Genomic DNA, 18,312 nt, shown 5'->3' with positions numbered 1-18,312 from the left:
ACCGTGCCCACCACCACGTTGGGTGACATTTCGAGAGAACACCGGCGCAGCTACCCCGGCACCACGGCCATTGTGGACGACCAGTATCGACTGACCTGGCCCGAGTTCGACGACCGGGTCAACCGAGCGGCCCATGCGCTGGAAGCCGCGGGTGTGGGCGAGGGCGACCGGGTGCTCTGGCTGGGCCAGACGTCGTTCCGGGTGTTCGAACTGCTCGGCGCCTGCGCCAAGCTGGGGGCGATGGTCTGCCCGGCGAACTGGCGGCAGTCGGGCGAGGAGTTCGCGTTCGTCATCGACGACTTCGATCCGAAGGTCGTGGTGTGGCAGGACGAGGAAATCGGCGACGCCGTCCGCGACGCGCGCAAACTGACCCAGCGAGACCCGGTGTGGTGGCAGCACGACGCCACCGGCGCGGGCAGCTACGAGGACGCCATCGCCGCCCACGGCACCGACGACCCGTGGGGCCCGGTGGATGTCGACCTTCCCGTCCTGGTGATCTACACCGCCGCGATCGCGGGTCGCCCGAACGGCTCGCTGCTGACCCAGCGCAACCTGCTGACGATGGGAGTGGAGGCGTCCTACCTGACCCGCTCGAGCCACGAGTCGGTCTTCCTCAACTCCGGCCCGCTGTTCCATATCGGCAACTTCCAGTGGGACGCCGTAGCGGTCTACCTGCAGGGCGGCACCAACGTCTTCGTCCGGCGCGTCGAGGCCGAGGCCCTGCTGGAGATCATCACCCGTGAGGGCGTCACCTCGGCGTTCCTCATGCCGCCCACGATCATCCAGATGACCCAGCTCTACGACGCCGACAAACACGATGTGTCCAAGCTGCGCGGCGGTCCGTTCACCCCGCTGTGGAACGGCTTGCTGGCCGAGGACACCGCGCCGTGGGGGGCGACCCCGGGCGGCTTCGGACAGACGGAGGTCAGCGGTCTGGCGGTGGTGAACGGTCACGGCGGACGCGGTCAGGGCAACTCCGGTCGTCCGGCTCCGCTCGTCCGTGTGCGGATCGTCGACGCCGAGGGAAACGAGCAGCCGATCGGCGAACCCGGCGAGATCGTCGTCGCCGGCGACGTGGTCCATGCCGGTTACTGGAACCGGCCGGAGATCAACGAGCAGCGGATGCGCGACGGGTGGTGGCACACCACCGACCTGGGCAGGCGCGAGGCCGATGGCACCATCCACTTCATCGGAACGATGACGCGGATGATCAAGTCCGCAGCGGAGAACATCTACCCGGCCGAGGTCGAGAACTGCCTGGAGCAGCACCCCGCGGTGCGCGAGGCCGCGCTGATCGGCGTGCCCGATCCGAAGTTCACCCAGTCGGTGAAAGCAGTCGTCGCGCTGGTGGAAGGCGCCGAGGTGACGGCAGAGGAGCTGATCGAGCACTGCCGCCAGCGCATCGCCTCCTACAAGAAGCCGCGCACGGTCGAGTTCGTCGATGAGATCCCCCATCGCGACGGCGCCAAGGACTACGCGGCGTTGGACGAGATGTTCGGCGGCGGTGGCTATCCCGGCGGGGACAACGTCCGCGCCTGAACCAAGACCCGGCGTCGGCCCCGACGGGCCGGCGCCGTTCTCATTCACGACCGAAAAAGGAGCCCTCATGGTGGACGCAGTGATCGTCGCCGCCGCACGCACCCCGATCGGCCGGGCCTACAAGGGCCGGACCAAGGACATGCGGCCCGACGACCTCACGGTTCAGGCGGTGCGCGCCGCGCTGGATCAGGTGCCCGCACTCGATCCGGCAGATATCAAGGACCTGATGCTCGGCTGCGGCGCACCCGGCGGCGAGCAGGGCTTCAACATGGGTCGAGTCGCCGCGGTACTACTCGGGCTGGACACCGTTCCCGGGACCACGGTCACGCGGTACTGCGCCTCCAGCGTCCAGACCACCCGCATGGCGTTGCACGCCATCAAGGCAGGCGAGGGTGAGGCGTTCGTTTCCGCCGGTGTCGAGGCCATCAGCCGCGGCACCCGCGGGCACGCCGACACTCCCCCGGTTGCGGAGGGCGCCGACCCGCGCGACCGCACGACCAACCCGTGGACCAATCCACGCTTCCGTGACGCCCAGACTCGCACTGCCAAGCGAGCGACCGGCGGCGCGCCGGACTGGACCGACCCGCGTGAGGAGAGCGGACTCCCGGACGTCTACATCGCCATGGGACAGACCGCGGAGAACGTCGCGCAGTATCGCAATGTCTCGCGCCAGGAGCAGGACGAGTTCGCCGCCCGCTCCCAGCGGCTGTACCAGGAAGCCGCCGACGCCGGTTTCTGGGCCCGCGAGATCACGCCCATCACGCTGCCCGACGGCACCGTCCTGGACACCGACGAGAGTCCGCGCCCGGGCACGACACGGGAGGCACTCGCGGGATTGCGCCCGGTCTTCCGGCCGGACGGCACGGTAACCGCGGGCAACGCATGCCCGCTCAACGACGGCGCCGCCGCGCTGGTGATCATGTCCGACCGAGCTGCGCGCGACCGGGGGCTCACCCCGCTCGCGCGCATCGTCGCCACTGGTGTCTCGGCGCTGTCGCCGGAGATCATGGGCCTCGGCCCGGTCGACGCCACCCGCGACGCGCTGGCCAACGCCGGCCTGACCATCGGCGACATCGACCTGTTCGAGATCAACGAGGCGTTCGCCGCTCAGGTGATTCCCTCCTATAAGGAGCTGGGAATTCCGCTCGACAGGCTCAATGTCAACGGCGGCGCCATCGCACTGGGCCATCCGTTCGGCATGACCGGCGCTCGCATCACCACGACCCTGATCAATTCGCTGCGCACCCACGACAAGCAGTTCGGGCTCGAGACGATGTGTGTCGGCGGTGGCCAGGGCATGGCTCTGATCATCGAACGGCTCAGCTGAAATGCCCGTGGCCGGTCCTCGCGGGACCGGCCACGGGACTCGGACTTCGTCGAGCCGGGTCAGAACACGACGAGACGACACACTGGTCGCTGTCAGCTGTATCCGTCCACTCGGAGCGGCGACCTCGCCTGAGCCCGATCCGCTTGTGCGAGAATGTGTTCCATCAAGGTCACCAGGATATCCTTGACCGATTCGCGACGACGTGCGTCGAACAGGCCGACCGGGACGTGCGGGTCGAGATCCAATCCTCGCCTCACCTCGTCCGGCGTGTACAGGTTGGCGTTGTCGAAGCAATTGACCGCCAGCACGAAGGGCACCCCCCTGCTCTCGAAGTAGTCCACTGCGGCGAACGAGGCGTCGAACCGTCGGGTGTCGACCAGGACCACGGCGCCGAGCGCCCCGCGAGACAGCTCGTCCCACAGAAACCAGAAGCGATCCTGTCCCGGCGTTCCGAACAGGTACAGAACCAGCGTCTCGTTGAGCGTGATCCGCCCGAAGTCCAGTGCGACGGTGGTCGTGGTCTTCGTTTCCACCCCATCCAGATCGTCTACACCGACACTCAGTTCGCTCAGCAGCTCTTCGGTGCGAAGCGGCCGGACCTCGCTGATGGTGGACACCAGCGTGGTCTTGCCGACCCCGAAACCGCCCGCCACCAATACCTTGACGGCGGTAACGGGAAGCATGTGCGGCTCCTCCCGTAGATCAGAGTGCGCGAATTCCATCCAGTACCGTCCGAAGAAGATTGATGTCCGCCGAATCGGCGTTCATGGGTCGCGGCGACCGGTAGGCGACGTAGCCGTCGTCGATCAGATCGCCGATCAGGATTTTGGTGACCGCCAGCGGCCTGCGGATCTCGGCCGAGATCTCCGCGACCGACTTGGGAACGCCACACGACTGCAAGATCTCGCGGTACTCGGGCTCCAGCCGGGTGAGTCCAAGGCCGGTCGACATCGTGATCACCAGGGTGATCATGTCCAGCTCGTGCCGGTTGCTCGTCGTGCGTCCGCGGGTCACCGCATAGGCGGGCACCAACGGCCCCGCGTCGTCATCGAACCAGGGTTCACGAGGATCGGTCATGACAATCTATGGCCGGTCGCGTGGCCGAAGTTCGGGCGTGGAGCCGCCGAGAGGAACGTGCCGACGCGCGCCACCGTCTGGTTCATCTCGTAGGCGACCATGCCCATGTTCAAGTCCTCGCCCGCCAATACGGCCAGGCATGCGTTGTCCCCGGCCGATGTCACGAACAGCACCGCACGGTCGAGTTCGATGACCGATTGGCGAACCCCACCGACTCCGAAATGGCCGCCGGCGCTGCGGGCGAGCCCTTGCAACGCCGAGGCCATGGCGCAGAAGTGTTCAGCGTTCTCCCGGGTCAGGGCACTGGATTTACTGATCAACATGCCGTCGGTCGACAGGACCACGGCGCACTCGATGCCCGGCATGCGGCCGAGGAAATCGTCGAGCAGCCAGTCGAGGTTCTTCATCGTGTTCGCAGATGTCGTCACCGTGTGTTCTCACTCACTGTTCGTTGTCGGGAACGATGGGGGCGGCGTAGCCCGGCCCTGGCGCGTGCCGCGCTCGATCGCGGAGAACAGGTCTCGCGCTTCGTCCGCGGAACGCTGCGGTGGCTGCCCCGCCGCAGCCTCCGGACCCGGCGTGCTGTTCGCCAGCTGCGGCGCCAGATGCGACTGGCGTTGTCGGCGCGGCAGTTCGGGCCGGGGATCTCCGCGATGCTCGAGCGGATCGACGCGTGCCGCGGGTCCTCGGCCGAGACCCTGCCGATCGATCAAGCCGCGAGAGGGTTCTTGCGGCAGCGCCGCCTGCCGCCACGGTCCGTCCGGGGAGGGGACGACGCTGTCGCCGGCACCGGAAAACGTCTCCGGGGCGGTCGGCGGAATGGCCGGGGACCAGCCGGTGCTCACCAGCGGTTCGGGGATCGCCCAGGCCGGTTCGCCGCTGTCCTCGCTGACCAGCAGCGCCGCGGGGATCAGGACGACCGCCTTCACACCGCCGTATTCGGACTCCGCCAGTCGCGCCGTCACGCCGATCCGACCGGCCAGACGCGCCACCACGAACATTCCGAGCCGATTGTCGGTCGACAAGGCTGCCAGCGCGAAATCCGGTGGATTCGAGAGCGTTTCGTTCAGCGCCGCCAATTGCTCGGCAGGCATGCCGATTCCCTGGTCCACGACTTCGATCACCACGCCCCGGCCCACGGCGTTGCCGGACACCTCCACCCGGGAATCCGGCGGGGAGAACGATGTCGCGTTGTCGATGAGTTCGGCCAGAAGGTGGATCAGGTCGGCGATCACCCCGCCGGAGACCTTGACATCCGGCAGCCGCCCGACCCGCACGCGGAAGTAGTCCTGAGCCTCGGCGACAGCGCCGCGGACGAGTTCGTCCAGCCGCACCGGATTGCGCCACTGCCGCCGCGGCTGCTCACCACCCAGGATGATCAGGTTCTCGGCGTTGCGGCGCTCGCGGGTCGCGAGGTGATGCAGCCGGAAGAGCAGGTCGAGGATCTTGGGATCCTCTTGCTCGTACTCCGCGTCGTTGAGCAGTTTGAGGTGCCGGTGCAGCACGACCTGGCTGCGGTGGGCGATGTTCACGAATACGGAGTTGACGCCTTCGCGCGTCCGCGCTTCCGTCGCCGCCGCGTTCACGGCCGACAGCTGAGCGCGGTTGAACGCGTCGGCGACCTGGCCGATCTCGTCGGTACCGAAATCGAGCCGGGTCAATTCCTTCTCGATATCCACCGGCTCACCGCGGTTCAGCGCACCGACGATCGCGGGCAGCTTGTCGTCGGTCAGCGCGGTGGTCTCAGCGCGCAGCCGATGCAGCCGGCGAATCATTCTGCCGGACAATTGCAGCGTGGTCGCGAGTGTCGCGGCCGTGACGAGAAGCACCACCAAGCCGCCGAGCAACGAGTTCCGCGCCCGGCTGTCGCCGAGCTCCTGGATGAACTCGGTAATGCGCTCGGCTTGGCCGGTCCAGAGCTCGAGCAACGCCTTGGACACCACAGCGATCGCCGCTTCCCAATCGGCGGTCGAGACAGGCAGCACGCTGTCGTCCGTCCGCACCGGCTCACCACGGGTTCCGGAGCGGGACGACGGAACCGCCTGCTGATCGGTCTGCGTGGTGGCCCCACGCCGGACCAAGACGGTTTCGACCTCGCTGAGCGTACGCCACGCCGGCGACTCGCTCAGCGCCTTCCACCGTGCGCGGCCCTCCTCGGTCAGGCTCGCAGGAAGCAGCTGCATCTGATTGCGATAGAAGCCGACCTGGCGACCGAACTCTTCGACCTCCGCGGGGGAAAGCCCGCCCGTCGCCTCCGCGGCGACCGCCAGATCGTGTGCGCGAGCCATGCTTTCCGAGGCCGTGAACAAGTCCAGCACGGTGCCGAAACCGATGGCGATCTCGGAGTCCGGAGCACCGTGTGCGAACGATGCCATGGCTGCGCGAGCAGTGTCGGTGAGCTGGTTGTAGAAGGTGTACGAGTCTGCGACCGAGATCGTGTTCGTGTCGACTTTCGCTCGCACCGAGGACAGTTCGCGCGAGAGTCCGTCGAGCGCGGTCTGCGCACCGGCCGCCAAGCCCGGATCGCGATCCTCGAAAGCGGCTGCGGCCCCGATGATCTGTCGCATCAAGGTATCCACCTTCGGCCGCACATCCCGAAGATTCGCCGACATTTCGGGATGACCCGCGATCCGCATCATGCTCATCCGGCGCTCCTGCTGGACGGCTTGGACGAACGCGAGTCCGGGCGAAGCGTTGGCCCGCATCTCGTCGGCCCAGTCGTTCAGTTGCTGTCCTTGCACCACGAGATAGGCGGCTCCCCCTCCTCCGATGACCAGAAGGGCGACGCTCGGGACGAGTGCGATCGCCAGCACGCGCGCTCGCAAGGTGCGGAATGCCTTGAACACGGGGCTCAACCTAGCCGGTTGCTTATAGTTAAATCAATGAAATCGTTAATTTATTTTCAGTCACAACCGCCCGCTTCTACCTCCTAACGGATTGCCGATGAGTAGCCGTACTTTTGGTTAGCGAAGGAAACCGATTCATCCCGCTGGTTGGACCGCACGTTTCCGCAGGAGAACGCGGTTCGGCTCGCTACCCCTTCCTTCGGACGCCTCGCCGACCGAAGATCGAAGGCGGATAGCCAACCGTGAGACAAGGGAGTACACGTGGTCGACCGAGCATCGGCAGCAGGGGGCAACCTTTCCGGGGTCGCCGGGGACGCTTGTCCGCCCGCCGATGAGGAGATCTTCCAGCGGTATCCCCGTATCCGGCTGGATCAGATCAACATCGAGTACTACCGCGGCCTGCTCACCCACACGCTGACGGCGGGTTGGTGTCCGCACTGCGCGCGGTGGCACACTCCGTTGCGTCCGATGTGTCCGTCGTGCTGGGCCACCGAAGTGACCGTCCGACCGGTTCGGGGCGCGGGGACGATTCACCTGCTGACCCGCCTGCACCAAGGTCCACCAGTCGTGGACTACTCGCCGCCATGGCCTCTCGCGGCAATCGAACTCGCCGAACAGACGGGGCTGCGAATCGTTGCGCCGCTGGTGCGAACCCCGGAGGCGCAGCAGCGCATCGGGCAACCCGTGGAGCTGGTCTGGATCGACCGCGAAGGCGCGCCGTGGCCCGCGTTCCGCGCCGTGACCGGGAAGGAGAACGACCGATGAACCTCTCCACCCAGCGCAATCCGATCAAAGATCGCGTAGCCATCGTCGGCCTCGGACGCTCGGCCTACAACCGGAACCGTGGGACCACCGAACTCACCATGGTGCTCGAGGCCGCGACGGCGGCGATCGGCGATGCGGGACTGACCGCCGCTGACATCGACGGCGTGGTAGGCGGCGGCCTGCACACCAACGGCATCGATCCGGCCGTGGTCGTCTCCGCCCTCGGGCTACCTGCGGTGACCTGGTGGACCGGCGTCCGGCCACCGATCGGCAATCACCTCACCGCGGCCGTCAACGCGGTATGGTCCGGCGCCGCGAACGCGGTACTCGTCTATCACTCGATGTACCGACTCGGGCGTGAGCCGTTTCGAGCCAGAGCGGCTGCGGGGCTACCCGACGGTCGCGCGCTCATGGGCGACGGCCACACCGACTCGGAGCCGTGGGGAATGTTCGGGCCGACCGGTTACGCCGCCTGGGCCGCTCGCTACCTCCACACCTTCGCGCGCGACCGGAAGGACCTCGGCTTGGTCGCGCTCAACGGCCGCGCGGGCGCGGCGGAGAATCCCGGCGCGGTCATGCGCGACCCGATCGATATGGCCGACTATCTCAACGGGCGGATGATCCGCGAACCGCTGTGCATCTACGACATGGATGTCCCGGTGGACGGTGCCGACGCGTTCGTGGTGACCACCAGCGATCGAGCCCGGGACATGCCGGCGAAGCCCGTTCTGGTGCATGCGCTATCGATGGGAATGACCGCCCATCCCGAAGAGCACCTGACCGCGGGCCTCGACCACACCGGGCAGACAGTGGCGTCGCAGGCGCTGCTGGCACGCAGCGACCTGACCGTGGATGACTTCGATGTGCTGTTCCCCTACGACGGCTTCTCCATCATCACCCTGCACTGCTTGGAGTCCTACGGGTTCTGCAAGCCCGGCGAGGCCGGCGACTTCCTCACCCAACACTGGGATCAGAGCCGCCAGCGCGTCCTGATCGATGGCCGGGTGCCGATCAACCCGCACGGCGGCAGCCTGTCCGAGGGCGGTTCCCAAGGTGCGGGACATCTGCGGGAGGCGGTGCTGCAACTGCGCCGGGACGCCGGCGACCGGCAAGTCAGCGGCGCGCGGTCGGCCCTGCTGTCACCCGGCGGATTGTTCTTCAACGCCCAGGGCATCGCGCTGCGTGCGGGCTGAGCGTGCTCCGACCGGCGTCCGTACTGTCATGCCGGATCACCGGCACCGAAACCATGCCGGATGTCGGATTCACCCCGGTACGACCCACCGGCCTCCGGAACAGGACGAGGCCAGGCGACTCCCTGACGGCTCTCGAGGGCGGAGTTGAACCGCCGCAGGTAGCCGGCGAAGGTGGCCAGATCCGAGCGGTCCCAGTCGTACAGGATATCGGCCAGGAAGCGGCGATAAGCGTGACGCTGTTCGTCGAGCCGGTCCCGCCCTTCGGCGGTGAGTTCGAACTTCCGGGCCACGCCGCCGTCCGGGTCGGGAATTCGCCGCAGATGTCCGGCCCGCATCGCCGCGGAGGTCTGCCGGTTGAGCGTCGAAACGTCGAGCCCCAGCGCCTCGCTGAGCTGAGTGATCGACATGGGCGCTCCGGCAGCGATACGGGACAACAACGTGTAAGCGCTGCGGTCCAGCACCGGTTCACCGCGGCGGCGAGTGGCGGTGCTGTAGCGACCGAAAATCATGGTCTCGACTTCGATGAGCTCAACCGGATCGCTCACGCCCACCCTTCCTCCTCCGACACCGCAGGCCGACCAACCGTCCATTTCTCCAATTCCCTTCATCGTACGGACAACCGACAACAGCGAGAGCGAGGCCGATCATGAGCGGACGATTCAGCGACCAGGTGGCATTGGTCACCGGCGCGGGGTCGGGAATCGGGCGTGCGTCCGCTCTGCTGCTGGCGCGGGAGAACGCGGCCGTCGTGGTGAACGACATCTCCGCCGACAACGCCGCGAAAGTCGCGGAGGAGATCCAGGCGCTCGGCGGCGATGCCCAGGTGGTCGCCGGTGATGTCACCGCACCGGGATTCGTCGACGAGATGTTCGACGCCGCTCTGCGGCGATACGGCCGGATCGACATCGTGCACAACAATGTCGGTTTCGGCGGAAACAAATCCATCGCCGACACCGACGACCAGACCTGGCGGCACGGTTTGGACGGAAATCTCGGTGCCACGTTCCGTGGCGTGCGAGCAGCCATTCGGGTAATGGCACCGATGCGGCGGGGCGTAATTGTCAATACGGCCTCCGCAGCGGGACTTCGCAAGGTTCCCGGCGTGGTTCCCTATTACGGCGTGGCGAAGGCAGGCGTTGTTCAACTGACGCGCGAGGCCGCGGTAGAAGCCGGCGAGTTCGGAATTCGGGTCAACGCGGTCGTCCCGGGCGCGGTCCGCACGCCTGCCTTCGAGTCGTATCTGGGCGTCGAACGCTTCGAGCGCTATGTGGAGCAACTGCCGCTGCGCCGGATGGCCGAGCCGGAGGATATCGCCCACGCGGTGGCCTTCCTCGCGTCCGATGCGGCGGCCGCGATCACCGGAATCGCGCTCGCCGTCGACTCCTGCATCAGCGCCGTGATGCACCAGCCGGTGATGGACCGGTGAGCACGAGCGGAACCACGATGCCGAACTTACCTCTCGCCGGCAGGGTCGCGCTGGTCACCGGCGCCGGACGCGGGCTCGGTGCGTCCCACGCGGCCGTACTCGCGACGGCCGGTGCGGCAGTGGTCGTGAACGATGCTTCGCTGTCCCTCGACGGAGTGTCCAGGGAGGACGCGGATGTCGCGGGTGCCGTCGTCGAGACGATCACCGCCGCAGGCGGAATCGCCACCGCCGACCGCTCGGACATCTCGCGATTCTCCGGCGCGGAGCAGGCCGTGGCGTGCGCGCTGGAGACCTTCGGACGACTCGACATCGTGATCAACAACGCCGGAATCATGTCGGCGTCGAAGATGACCGGCCTGTCCCAGGAGGACTTCGACCGGGTTCTCGCCACGAATGTGACAGGAAGCGTGGGAATCGCCCGGGCGGCATTCGCGCCGATGCGCGAGCGCCGCTACGGCAGGGTGATCAATACGGTGTCCGAAGCCGCGCTCGGAACCGGATATCACGCCGGAGTCGCGTATGCCGCGTCCAAGGCAGCGCTGTGGGGATTGACCATGGCTCTCGCCGACGAAGGCGCGCCCCACGGCATCACCGTGAACGCGGTGTCGCCCGGCGCCCGCACCCGGATGTCGCGCGATCACCTCGAGCGGGTCGGGAGCACGCTGGATCTGGACCCCGCGCATGTATCCCGGGTGGTGCTCGCACTGGTCACCGAATCGGCAGGAGATATCACGGGCCGGGTCGTCCACGCGGCCGGTGGCGCGGTGCGCGAGTACCGGCTGAAGCGGCACTCGGATACGCCGCTGATCGCGAATCTCACCCAATTCGGGTGAACAGGTCCCGGAGGCGGCGGGAGTTTCCGTCGTGGCCGGGCAGAACAGAAAGGTAGATGATGGATTCCGCCGAGACAGAGGCCCGCCCGGGCCGATTGAGCGGCAAGGCCGTCCTGGTCACCGGAGCCGGTCAAGGAATAGGCCGCGGCGTCGCGCTGGCTCTGGCCCGCGACGGTGCGTCGGTCGCCGCCGTCGGCCGCACCCTGGCGAAATGCGAGAAGGTCGTCGGCGAGATCGCCGCGTTCGGCGGAAAGGCCATCGCGCTGGAATGCGACGTCACCGATCGCGACCAGATCGAGCACGCGATCCTTGCCACCGCCGCGGAATTCGGCGGTCTCGACGGACTGGTGAACAACGCCCAGTCCTCGACCCAAGGTCCGCTGGCCGACGTCACCGAGAATGACGTCGAAGTGTGCTTCCGCAGTGGCCCGCTGGCGACATTGTGGGCGATGCAGGCCGCGCTCCCGCTGCTGTGCGAACGCGGCGGAGGGGCGATCGTCAACTTCGGATCGAGCACGGCGATCAACGGGGCTCCGCTGTTCGGCGCCTACGCGATGGCCAAAGAAGGCATCCGCGGACTGTCGCGGGTGGCTGCCAGGGAATGGGGCCGCTACGGGATCCGGGTGAATGTTGTTGTGCCGACCGCACTTTCTCCCGCCGCCGAGCAGTTCCGGGAGGAACAGCCGGAGCGCTTCCAGCAGCACGTGCGGCGGTTACCGCTGGGCCGGATGGGCGATCCGGAGGCCGACATCGGTCGTGCTGTGGCCGCCTTGATGAGCGACGATCTGGCCTACCTCACCGGTGACACGGTGATGTTGACCGGGGGCGAGTGATGGACCCGTCGGTCTTGGCACGGCGGCTGGCCCGGGCGGAGGCGCGCTGGGAGATCGGGCAGTTGCCGATCAAGTACGCGTTGGCGGTCGATCAGCGCGATGTCGGCACCTGGCTGTCGCTGTTCGTTCCGGATGTCCACCTCGGCCGGCACGGATCCGGCCGGGAAGCCTTACGCGCGCTCATCGAACCGCAGCTGCGCTGGTTCTACCGGTCGATCCACCTGATCTGCGGTCACCAGATCGAGCTGGGGCCGGACGTGGACGACGACGGACCGCAGACCGCCAGCGGGCATGTCTACTGTCGCGCCGAACACGAGGTGCACGATCGGTGGGTGGTGATGGCGATCCGCTACGACGACACCTATCGCCGGGTCGAGGGAAAGTGGTTGTTCGAAAGACGGATCGAGCGCCACTGGTATGCGGCGGATCTGCTCGAGCGCCCGCAGGAGGCCGAATTCGACAGCTGGCGAGTGGGACCGGAACCCGCCCTACCCGCACTGGAGTCGTCGTGGGCCGCGTTCTGGCCCGCGGAATCCCCGGCTCCGACGACCAGACCCACCGGTGGAGGATTGCCGTGACCAGCCCGACGACCAAAGGCTCGATCGATGTCGGCCTCTATTTCGATCTGCGGAATCCGCCGCACCGCGAGGGCTCGGCTGCCCGGTTGCACGGCTTCACCCTCGAGATGTGCGAGGAGGCCGACCGGCTCGGAGCGGGGTCGCTGTGGTTCTCCGAACACCACCTCTTCGACGACGGCTACCTGACGCAGCCGCTTACCTTCGCCGCCGCCGCGGCCGCCCGCACCCGGCGGGCGCGCCTCGGTACTGCCATCCTCGTAGCGCCGTTGCACTCCCCGGTCGAGGTCGCCGAGCAGGCAGCCCTGGTCGACCTCATCTCCGACGGGCGGCTGGACCTCGGCATCGGAACGGGTTACCGAAAGCCGGAATACGAGCTCTACGGCGTCTCCGACCGGCAGCGCTACGGCAGGACCGACGACATGGTCCGGCGACTGCGACAGCTGTGGTCCGAAGGGGGTGTCACGCCGGGCCCCGTGCAAGATCCGATCCCGGTCTGGCTGGGCTATCACGGCCCTCAGGGCGCGCGACGCGCCGGCTTGCTCGGAGCGCCCCTGCTGACCCCGAATCACGAGAGCTGGCCCGCCTATCGCGACGGCCTGGTCGCCGGGGGCTTCGACCCCGCCATCGCACGCATGGGCGGCGGGGTCCAGGCCTGGGTCACCGAGGATCCCGAACGGGACTGGCCTTTGGTGGCACCCTATATCGCCTACCAGGTCGACTCGTACCGACGTCACATGGTCGAAGGCACGGACGCGCCGCCGCCGAAACCGGTGGACCCGGCGAAGCTCGCGACGCGTGACCCGCGCGGCCCGCTGTCGTACTTCTGGTTCGGTACCCCGGAGGAGATCGCCGGTCGTATCCGCGACCTCGTGAAAGACGCCCCCACCTCCACTGTGTACCTGTGGGGATCGGTGGGCGGAATGCCCGAGCCGATGGTCGCCGAGCATGTCCGGACGGTCTGCACCCGACTGGCTCCGCTGTTGCGCTGAGGCCGGGCTCGACTGATCGCTCTACCGTCGCACCGGAAGGCCGAGGACGTGCTCGGCAAGGTAGTTGAGCGCGAATTCGTTACTGACCGGCCCGGATCTCGCGAGCCGCGCGTCGAGATAGAGATCGAGCCAGCCGTGGCGCTCGTCCCAGGCTTCGGCGCCCAGTACCTGCATCGCGTGATCGGCGCTGTCGAAAGCCAGGTCTGCGGCCAGCACCTTGGCGGCGTTGGCATCGGCGGCCGTGTTCTGCTCGTCACCCGCGTCGATTCGGGCGGCAGTGCGCCGAACCAGGAGACCGACGGCGGCCGATCGCGCGTGCAAGTGTGCCAGCGGATGCGCGAGCGCCTGGTTCGCGCCGATCGGCTCGCTCGCGATGACCCGGCTCTTCGCGTGGGCGACCGCGTGATCGAGGCAGTGCCGGGCCAAGCCCGTGCAGATGGCGGCGGTGAGAACCCGCTCGACGTGCGTGAACGGCCACAGGGTGAGCAAGCCTTGCCCCGGGACGCCGACCACCGCGTCCGCGACCACCGCGTCGAAGTCGAGCTGGAACTGGCGCACGCCCTCTCGGAAACGCATAGGCACTTCGGTGACCGTGACGCCAGGAGCCCGCGGATCCACCAGCACGGTGGTGTACCCGTCAGACCCACGGCCGAAGACCAGCAGCCGGTCGGCCAGGTCCACGCCGGAGGTGATGCTCTTGCGCCCGGTGACGACGAATCGTCCGTCGGCCTCGCGTATCTCGGTGCGCGCACGGAAAAGGTTGTGACCGGCCTCCGGTTCGGTTGCCGCCATGCCCAGCTGGGCTGTGCCGGCAGCGATCCGGGGCAGCCATGTGCCCCGCAGCGTGTCGGAGCCGACCCGGTCGATCGCCCACGCGATGGCCGCAGACAGCGCAGGCATCCACAAGACGATGCCCTGCTCGGCGAACGCCTCCAGCACCAGCGCCGCACCGAGCAAACCCAGCCCGCTTCCCCCGGAGTCATGGTCCAATATCGCGCCGGGCCAGCCGTTTTCGCAGAAAGCCCGCCACAGCCGGGGATGAATTTCGACGTGCTCCAGCGTATGCCGCCGGACCGCCACCGCCTCCGGCGCGAACTCGGCGGCCACCAGGCGCGCCCGGTCCTGGGTCGAACGGTACTCCGGGGGAAGCTCGAACAGTTGGGTCGCGGTCGCGGAGACGGCCATCTTCAACTCCAAATGGGTCAGGTTGTCGCACAGTAGGATTGACCACAGAGTAACACTCCGGAGCAACACTCGGTAGATGTCCGATTCAGCCCAGCGGCCCGTCCAAGGGTGCGTCCACCTCGGCCACGCCCAAGACCGACCCCACCGCGTCGATGAGCTCGACGCGTATCCGTCCGACCACTGGGTACGGCACGCTTTCGATCCGCGACGCCGGATTTCCGGACACTCCCGCCACGGCCGCTGCCGTCAGATCGTCCGCATATGCTCGGAGCGGTCCTGGAAGCTGTCCCGCCAACCACTGCTGCGCGAGCGCGTGCGCCGGACCGGTGACCACCGCTACCACCAGCGCCATCGACAGCTCGCGCGCTTCACCACGACGGACGAACGGCGCCAGCCATTCCCGCCAGGCAGCGCCGATCTCCTCGTTCATAGCCCGCAGGCGCTCCCCCGGCTCGCTGGCCCAGTCGAGCCTGCCCTGTGCGTACACGAACCGTGCACGAGCCGGATTCGCCTCCACCCACGACAACTGTCCCCGGACCACCCCGCCGACACCCTCCGCCAGCGTCGCCGGTTGCGCCGCCAGCACCTTGCGATAGCCCTCGTGCACCGAAAGCATCGAGTCCAGGTACAGCGCGCCGGCTATCGCCTCCTTACTGCGGAAGTGATGGAAGAGCGCACCGTTCGACACGCCGCTGCGTTCCCGGATCCGGGCTATCGTCGTGCGCTCGTATCCCTCGTCGGAAAAGCACTCGAGCGCGGCCAGTAGAACTCGATCACGGATGCTGCTCACACCGAAACAGAGTAATGCTCCGACATCCGGCCGGAGCCTTCCGACCTGGGCGGACTCGAGCGCCACCTGCAAGCACCGAATCGGTCGTCGCAACACTTTGCGCGAGCGCCCAACGAGCTCACCTACGCGGCAGACCCGACCGCAGGGCCGGGATACTCGACGAGGACGACGACCACACCATCGTCAGTGTTTACGGGGCCAGGCTTGACCGTCGGGGCGAAAGCGGTGAGCTTCCGAGGGTCCGATAGTCTCCACGTCCCGCTCGGTCGTACGGCGGACAGCCTCGTACACGACCTGGATGTATCGAAGTCAATCCCTCGGCAGGCTGCTGCGCCCAGGGTCGAAGGACATTGCCGGTGGCATGGTGAGACGAGCGACGTTCCCGGCCGGCAGTGGTACTGGACGATGACCCGCGATTGCCGCGTTCGGGGAAGGCGCGCCGCCACTCAACTGCCTGCGGCCGGTGCTCACCGTCTGGGGCGACTGAGGCGACCGCCGCTGTCACCTCGCGGCCCTCGGTGAGGTGTTCCGGCAGAGGATCCCCGTGGCCATGGCCTATGGACCGTGGACCATGCCCGCGCCCTGCGCGTCTCGCGCCGCCTGACTCCCACCCGACGTGCCTGGCGGGCGATCCGGCGGAGGCGGTGCCCGGCGACTCGGCGGACGCGTCCCTGGCGATCCGGTGGGCGCCCCGCCGACGATCTAGCGGGGGGCTCCGGTGTGCTCTCGCACAGGCGCCGCCTCGTTCGCCGCCGTCCCGGCCCCCGGCTCGGCGCTCTTCTTGGTGAACCCGCGCCGGCCCGGCAGGACCGCGAGGACGATCAGTGTTCCGGCGGCCATGATGATCCCGCCGATGAGGCTGGTCTGGGCGACTCCGTGGGCAAAGGCCTGGTGGACGGCGTCCACGGCGGCCTGGGCCTGCTGGGGCCCGGCGGAGGGATCCTGCGCGACCCGCTGCGCGACGGCCAGGCCGGCGCCGACCGAGTCCTTGGCGGTCTCCATCGCCTCGGCCGGGAGCCGGTTGCCCACCAGGTCGGTCAGTTCGTCCCGGTAGGCCGTGCCCAGCAGCGAGCCCAGCACCGCGATGCCCAGCGCTCCGCCCAGCTCCAGAGCGGTGTCGTTGACACCGCCGCCGACGCCCAGCTCGGACTCGGGGAAGGAGCCCATGATCGTGTCGGTCGCCGGGGAGATGGCCAGTCCGAGCGCGAGGCCCAGCATCATCAGCGGCACCAGGAAGTCCCCGTACGTCGACCCCTTGTCGATCTGGGTGAGCAGGAACATGCCCGCCGTGCCGACGGCCAGGCCGGTCACGACCATCACCTTCACCCCCAGCTTCGGGGTGAGCATCCCGGTCACCGCGGAGCCGAGGAACACCGCACCGCCCAGCGGCAGCAGCCGAACGCCCGTGTCCAGGGCGCCGTAGCCGAGGACGAACTGCAGGAACTGCGTCCCGTAGTAGATCACGGCGAACATGCCGAAGAAGAAGAACATCACCGCGAGCATCGAGCCGGTGAAAGGCCGCAGCGCGAACTTTCGGACGTTCAGCATCGGGTGCGGGTGGCGCAGCTCCCAGGCGATGAAAGCGACCAGACCGACACCGGCGATCACGGCGGCCGTGACGGGGCCGACGCCCCAGCCGGAGTGCGGGCCCTCGATGGCGGCGTAGATCAGGGAGCCGACGGAGACGATCGACAGCAGACCACCGACGTAGTCGATCCGGCCCATGGCCTCCGCCTTGGACGGCGGTACCAGGGCGAGCGCGCCGAACACGGCGAGGACGGCGATCGGCACGTTGATCAGGAAGGTCGAGCCCCAGGCGTGGTCCTCCAGCAGCCAGCCGGAGACCAGCGGGCCGACGGCCACCGCCACCCCGGAGGTCGCGGCCCAGGCGGTGATGGCCTTGGCCCGTTCGCTCCGGGGGAAGGTCGCGACCACCAGGGACAGCGTGGCCGGCATCACGACTGCGGCACCGACACCCATGATCGCGCGGGCCACGATCAACAGCGAGGTCTCGTCGACCATGCTCCCCATCGCCGAACCGCCGGCGAAGATCAACAGACCCAGCACCAGCGCGCCACGCCGGCTGTACTTGTCGCCGATCGCGCCCAGCACCAGCATCAGCGCCGCGTACGGAACGGTGTAGCTGTCGACGACCCACTGCAGATCACTGCTGCTCAGGCCCAGGTCCGTGGTCATGTCGGGGGCGGCGACGATCAGCGACGTGTTCGCCATCACCGTGATCAGCAGGCTCAGGCACAGCACAAGCAGTGCCCACCAGCGCCGTGCGTAGGGCCCGGTCATTTTCTCCACGGGGGTGTTCACAAGGAAGGACATCCAGTAGCTCCTGAGGGGGACGGGGCGGACGAGTGGAATCGCTTAATTGCCCATGGATGTGCACGCTAGTTTATTGCCCCTCTGTGTGCAAATATCGCGATTACTCGCTCCTCCCACCCGTCCTCGAGGTACCGACGTGACCAGCCGATCAGCACGAACACCGACGACGAGGCCGAGACGATCGCCTGCCCGGCTCCTCGAGACGCCGCCCCCTCCTGCTCCGACTTCGACCTCGACCTCGGCGCAGCGTCGGGACGCGCGGGCCACCCGCTCCCGGATCCTCGACGCGGCTCGGTGGGAACTGAGCCGCGACCCCGACAGCCGCCTGGAGGACATCGCCGGTGCCGCCGGTGTGGCGCGGCGCACCCTGTACGTCCACTTCGCCGGCCGGGCCGCGCTCGTCGAGGGCCTGGCCGCCGAGGCCGCGGAGGCGATCCGGCGCGCCGTTGCGGGTGCACCGGCCCCGACCCACGACGCCGTCGCGGACCTGGCGCGATTCGTCCTCTGGTGTAGCCCGTCGGCGACCGCTACCGCGCCCTCATCCGGCTCGCCCGCGGCCATGACCTCGCGCGCGCACGCGTCGACGAACTACTGAAT

The 18,312-nt window shown here is 67.9% G+C and carries 18 protein-coding genes; 10 read left to right on the top strand and 8 right to left on the bottom strand.

All coding sequences use genetic code 11. The features are described from left to right. Positions 1-3: 3 nt before the first annotated feature. Together ABZ824_RS07435 and ABZ824_RS07430 are read left to right on the top strand one after the other, a co-directional pair. Entirely contained in the window at positions 4-1,539 is a 1,536-nt protein-coding gene (locus ABZ824_RS07435) for an AMP-binding protein (RefSeq protein ID WP_356962224.1), read from the top strand. A 67-nt stretch (positions 1,540-1,606) separates the two neighbouring features. Beyond that, positions 1,607-2,866: an acetyl-CoA C-acetyltransferase gene (locus ABZ824_RS07430; RefSeq protein WP_356962222.1), complete on the top strand. Its 1,260-nt coding sequence runs from the start codon at positions 1,607-1,609 to the stop codon at positions 2,864-2,866. Positions 2,867-2,958: 92 nt separating this feature from the next. On the opposite strand, the gene ABZ824_RS07425 is transcribed toward ABZ824_RS07430, so the two are convergent. The 4 genes from ABZ824_RS07425 to ABZ824_RS07410 are packed head-to-tail and all read right to left on the bottom strand — an operon-like array spanning position 2,959 to position 6,789. Then, on the bottom strand, positions 2,959-3,549 hold the full coding sequence (locus tag ABZ824_RS07425; protein WP_356962220.1) for an ATP/GTP-binding protein: 591 nt from the start codon (positions 3,547-3,549) through the stop codon (positions 2,959-2,961). Positions 3,550-3,568: 19 nt separating this feature from the next. After that, positions 3,569-3,943 carry a DUF742 domain-containing protein gene (locus tag ABZ824_RS07420; RefSeq protein WP_356962218.1) on the bottom strand — a complete coding sequence of 125 codons (375 nt, stop codon included), beginning with the start codon at positions 3,941-3,943 and terminating at the stop codon, positions 3,569-3,571. Next, positions 3,940-4,350 carry a roadblock/LC7 domain-containing protein gene (locus ABZ824_RS07415; RefSeq protein ID WP_356962490.1) on the bottom strand — a complete coding sequence of 137 codons (411 nt, stop codon included), beginning with the start codon at positions 4,348-4,350 and terminating at the stop codon, positions 3,940-3,942. Before ABZ824_RS07415 ends, ABZ824_RS07420 begins: the two co-directional genes overlap by 4 nt. Before the next feature lie 30 nt (positions 4,351-4,380). After that, positions 4,381-6,789: a nitrate- and nitrite sensing domain-containing protein gene (locus ABZ824_RS07410; protein WP_356962216.1), complete on the bottom strand. Its 2,409-nt coding sequence runs from the start codon at positions 6,787-6,789 to the stop codon at positions 4,381-4,383. A 261-nt stretch (positions 6,790-7,050) separates the two neighbouring features. Here ABZ824_RS07410 and ABZ824_RS07405 point away from each other — a divergent pair, with 261 nt between their 5' ends. Continuing rightward, complete coding sequence (locus tag ABZ824_RS07405) at positions 7,051-7,554, top strand: OB-fold domain-containing protein (protein ID WP_356962215.1); 504 nt, start codon at positions 7,051-7,053, stop codon at positions 7,552-7,554. Then, positions 7,551-8,747 carry a thiolase family protein gene (locus ABZ824_RS07400; protein ID WP_356962213.1) on the top strand — a complete coding sequence of 399 codons (1,197 nt, stop codon included), beginning with the start codon at positions 7,551-7,553 and terminating at the stop codon, positions 8,745-8,747. The genes ABZ824_RS07405 and ABZ824_RS07400 overlap by 4 nt, the downstream gene beginning before the upstream one ends. 26 nt (positions 8,748-8,773) lie before the next feature. Here the strand turns inward: ABZ824_RS07400 and ABZ824_RS07395 are convergent, their stop codons facing one another. Beyond that, entirely contained in the window at positions 8,774-9,292 is a 519-nt protein-coding gene (locus ABZ824_RS07395; protein WP_356962211.1) for a MarR family winged helix-turn-helix transcriptional regulator, read from the bottom strand. A gap of 101 nt (positions 9,293-9,393) precedes the next feature. Between ABZ824_RS07395 and ABZ824_RS07390 the strand changes: the two genes are divergently transcribed. From ABZ824_RS07390 to ABZ824_RS07370, 5 genes are read left to right on the top strand one after another with little or no spacing between them, the layout of a single operon-like run. After that, positions 9,394-10,173 (top strand): SDR family oxidoreductase, encoded by a 780-nt coding sequence (locus ABZ824_RS07390; protein WP_356962209.1) that lies wholly within the window; start codon positions 9,394-9,396, stop codon positions 10,171-10,173. 17 nt (positions 10,174-10,190) lie between these two features. Continuing rightward, positions 10,191-11,006: an SDR family NAD(P)-dependent oxidoreductase gene (locus ABZ824_RS07385; protein ID WP_356962207.1), complete on the top strand. Its 816-nt coding sequence runs from the start codon at positions 10,191-10,193 to the stop codon at positions 11,004-11,006. Between the two features lie 56 nt (positions 11,007-11,062). Beyond that, a complete protein-coding gene (locus tag ABZ824_RS07380; RefSeq protein WP_356962206.1) occupies positions 11,063-11,839 on the top strand; it encodes an SDR family oxidoreductase in 777 nt (258 codons plus the stop codon). Beyond that, on the top strand, positions 11,839-12,417 hold the full coding sequence (locus tag ABZ824_RS07375; protein WP_356962205.1) for a nuclear transport factor 2 family protein: 579 nt from the start codon (positions 11,839-11,841) through the stop codon (positions 12,415-12,417). The genes ABZ824_RS07380 and ABZ824_RS07375 overlap by 1 nt, the downstream gene beginning before the upstream one ends. Beyond that, a complete protein-coding gene (locus ABZ824_RS07370; RefSeq protein ID WP_356962203.1) occupies positions 12,414-13,406 on the top strand; it encodes an LLM class flavin-dependent oxidoreductase in 993 nt (330 codons plus the stop codon). The genes ABZ824_RS07375 and ABZ824_RS07370 overlap by 4 nt, the downstream gene beginning before the upstream one ends. Positions 13,407-13,427: 21 nt before the next feature. On the opposite strand, the gene ABZ824_RS07365 is transcribed toward ABZ824_RS07370, so the two are convergent. The 3 genes from ABZ824_RS07365 to ABZ824_RS07355 form a co-directional block, all read right to left on the bottom strand. Beyond that, entirely contained in the window at positions 13,428-14,591 is a 1,164-nt protein-coding gene (locus ABZ824_RS07365) for an acyl-CoA dehydrogenase family protein (RefSeq protein ID WP_356962201.1), read from the bottom strand. A gap of 85 nt (positions 14,592-14,676) precedes the next feature. Continuing rightward, positions 14,677-15,381 (bottom strand): TetR/AcrR family transcriptional regulator, encoded by a 705-nt coding sequence (locus tag ABZ824_RS07360; protein WP_356962199.1) that lies wholly within the window; start codon positions 15,379-15,381, stop codon positions 14,677-14,679. A 702-nt stretch (positions 15,382-16,083) separates the two neighbouring features. Continuing rightward, positions 16,084-17,715 carry an MFS transporter gene (locus ABZ824_RS07355; protein ID WP_356962197.1) on the bottom strand — a complete coding sequence of 544 codons (1,632 nt, stop codon included), beginning with the start codon at positions 17,713-17,715 and terminating at the stop codon, positions 16,084-16,086. 136 nt (positions 17,716-17,851) lie between these two features. On the opposite strand from ABZ824_RS07355, the gene ABZ824_RS07350 reads away from it, so the two are divergent. Beyond that, positions 17,852-18,310: a TetR family transcriptional regulator gene (locus ABZ824_RS07350; RefSeq protein ID WP_356962196.1), complete on the top strand. Its 459-nt coding sequence runs from the start codon at positions 17,852-17,854 to the stop codon at positions 18,308-18,310. Positions 18,311-18,312 lie beyond the last annotated feature (2 nt).

This window comes from Nocardia sp. NPDC047038 (assembly GCF_040644075.1).
In the GTDB taxonomy this organism is placed as follows: domain Bacteria; phylum Actinomycetota; class Actinomycetes; order Mycobacteriales; family Mycobacteriaceae; genus Nocardia; species Nocardia sichangensis.
Note: the sequence above shows the minus strand (reverse complement) of the source record. Positions and strands in the feature narration are given on the sequence as shown.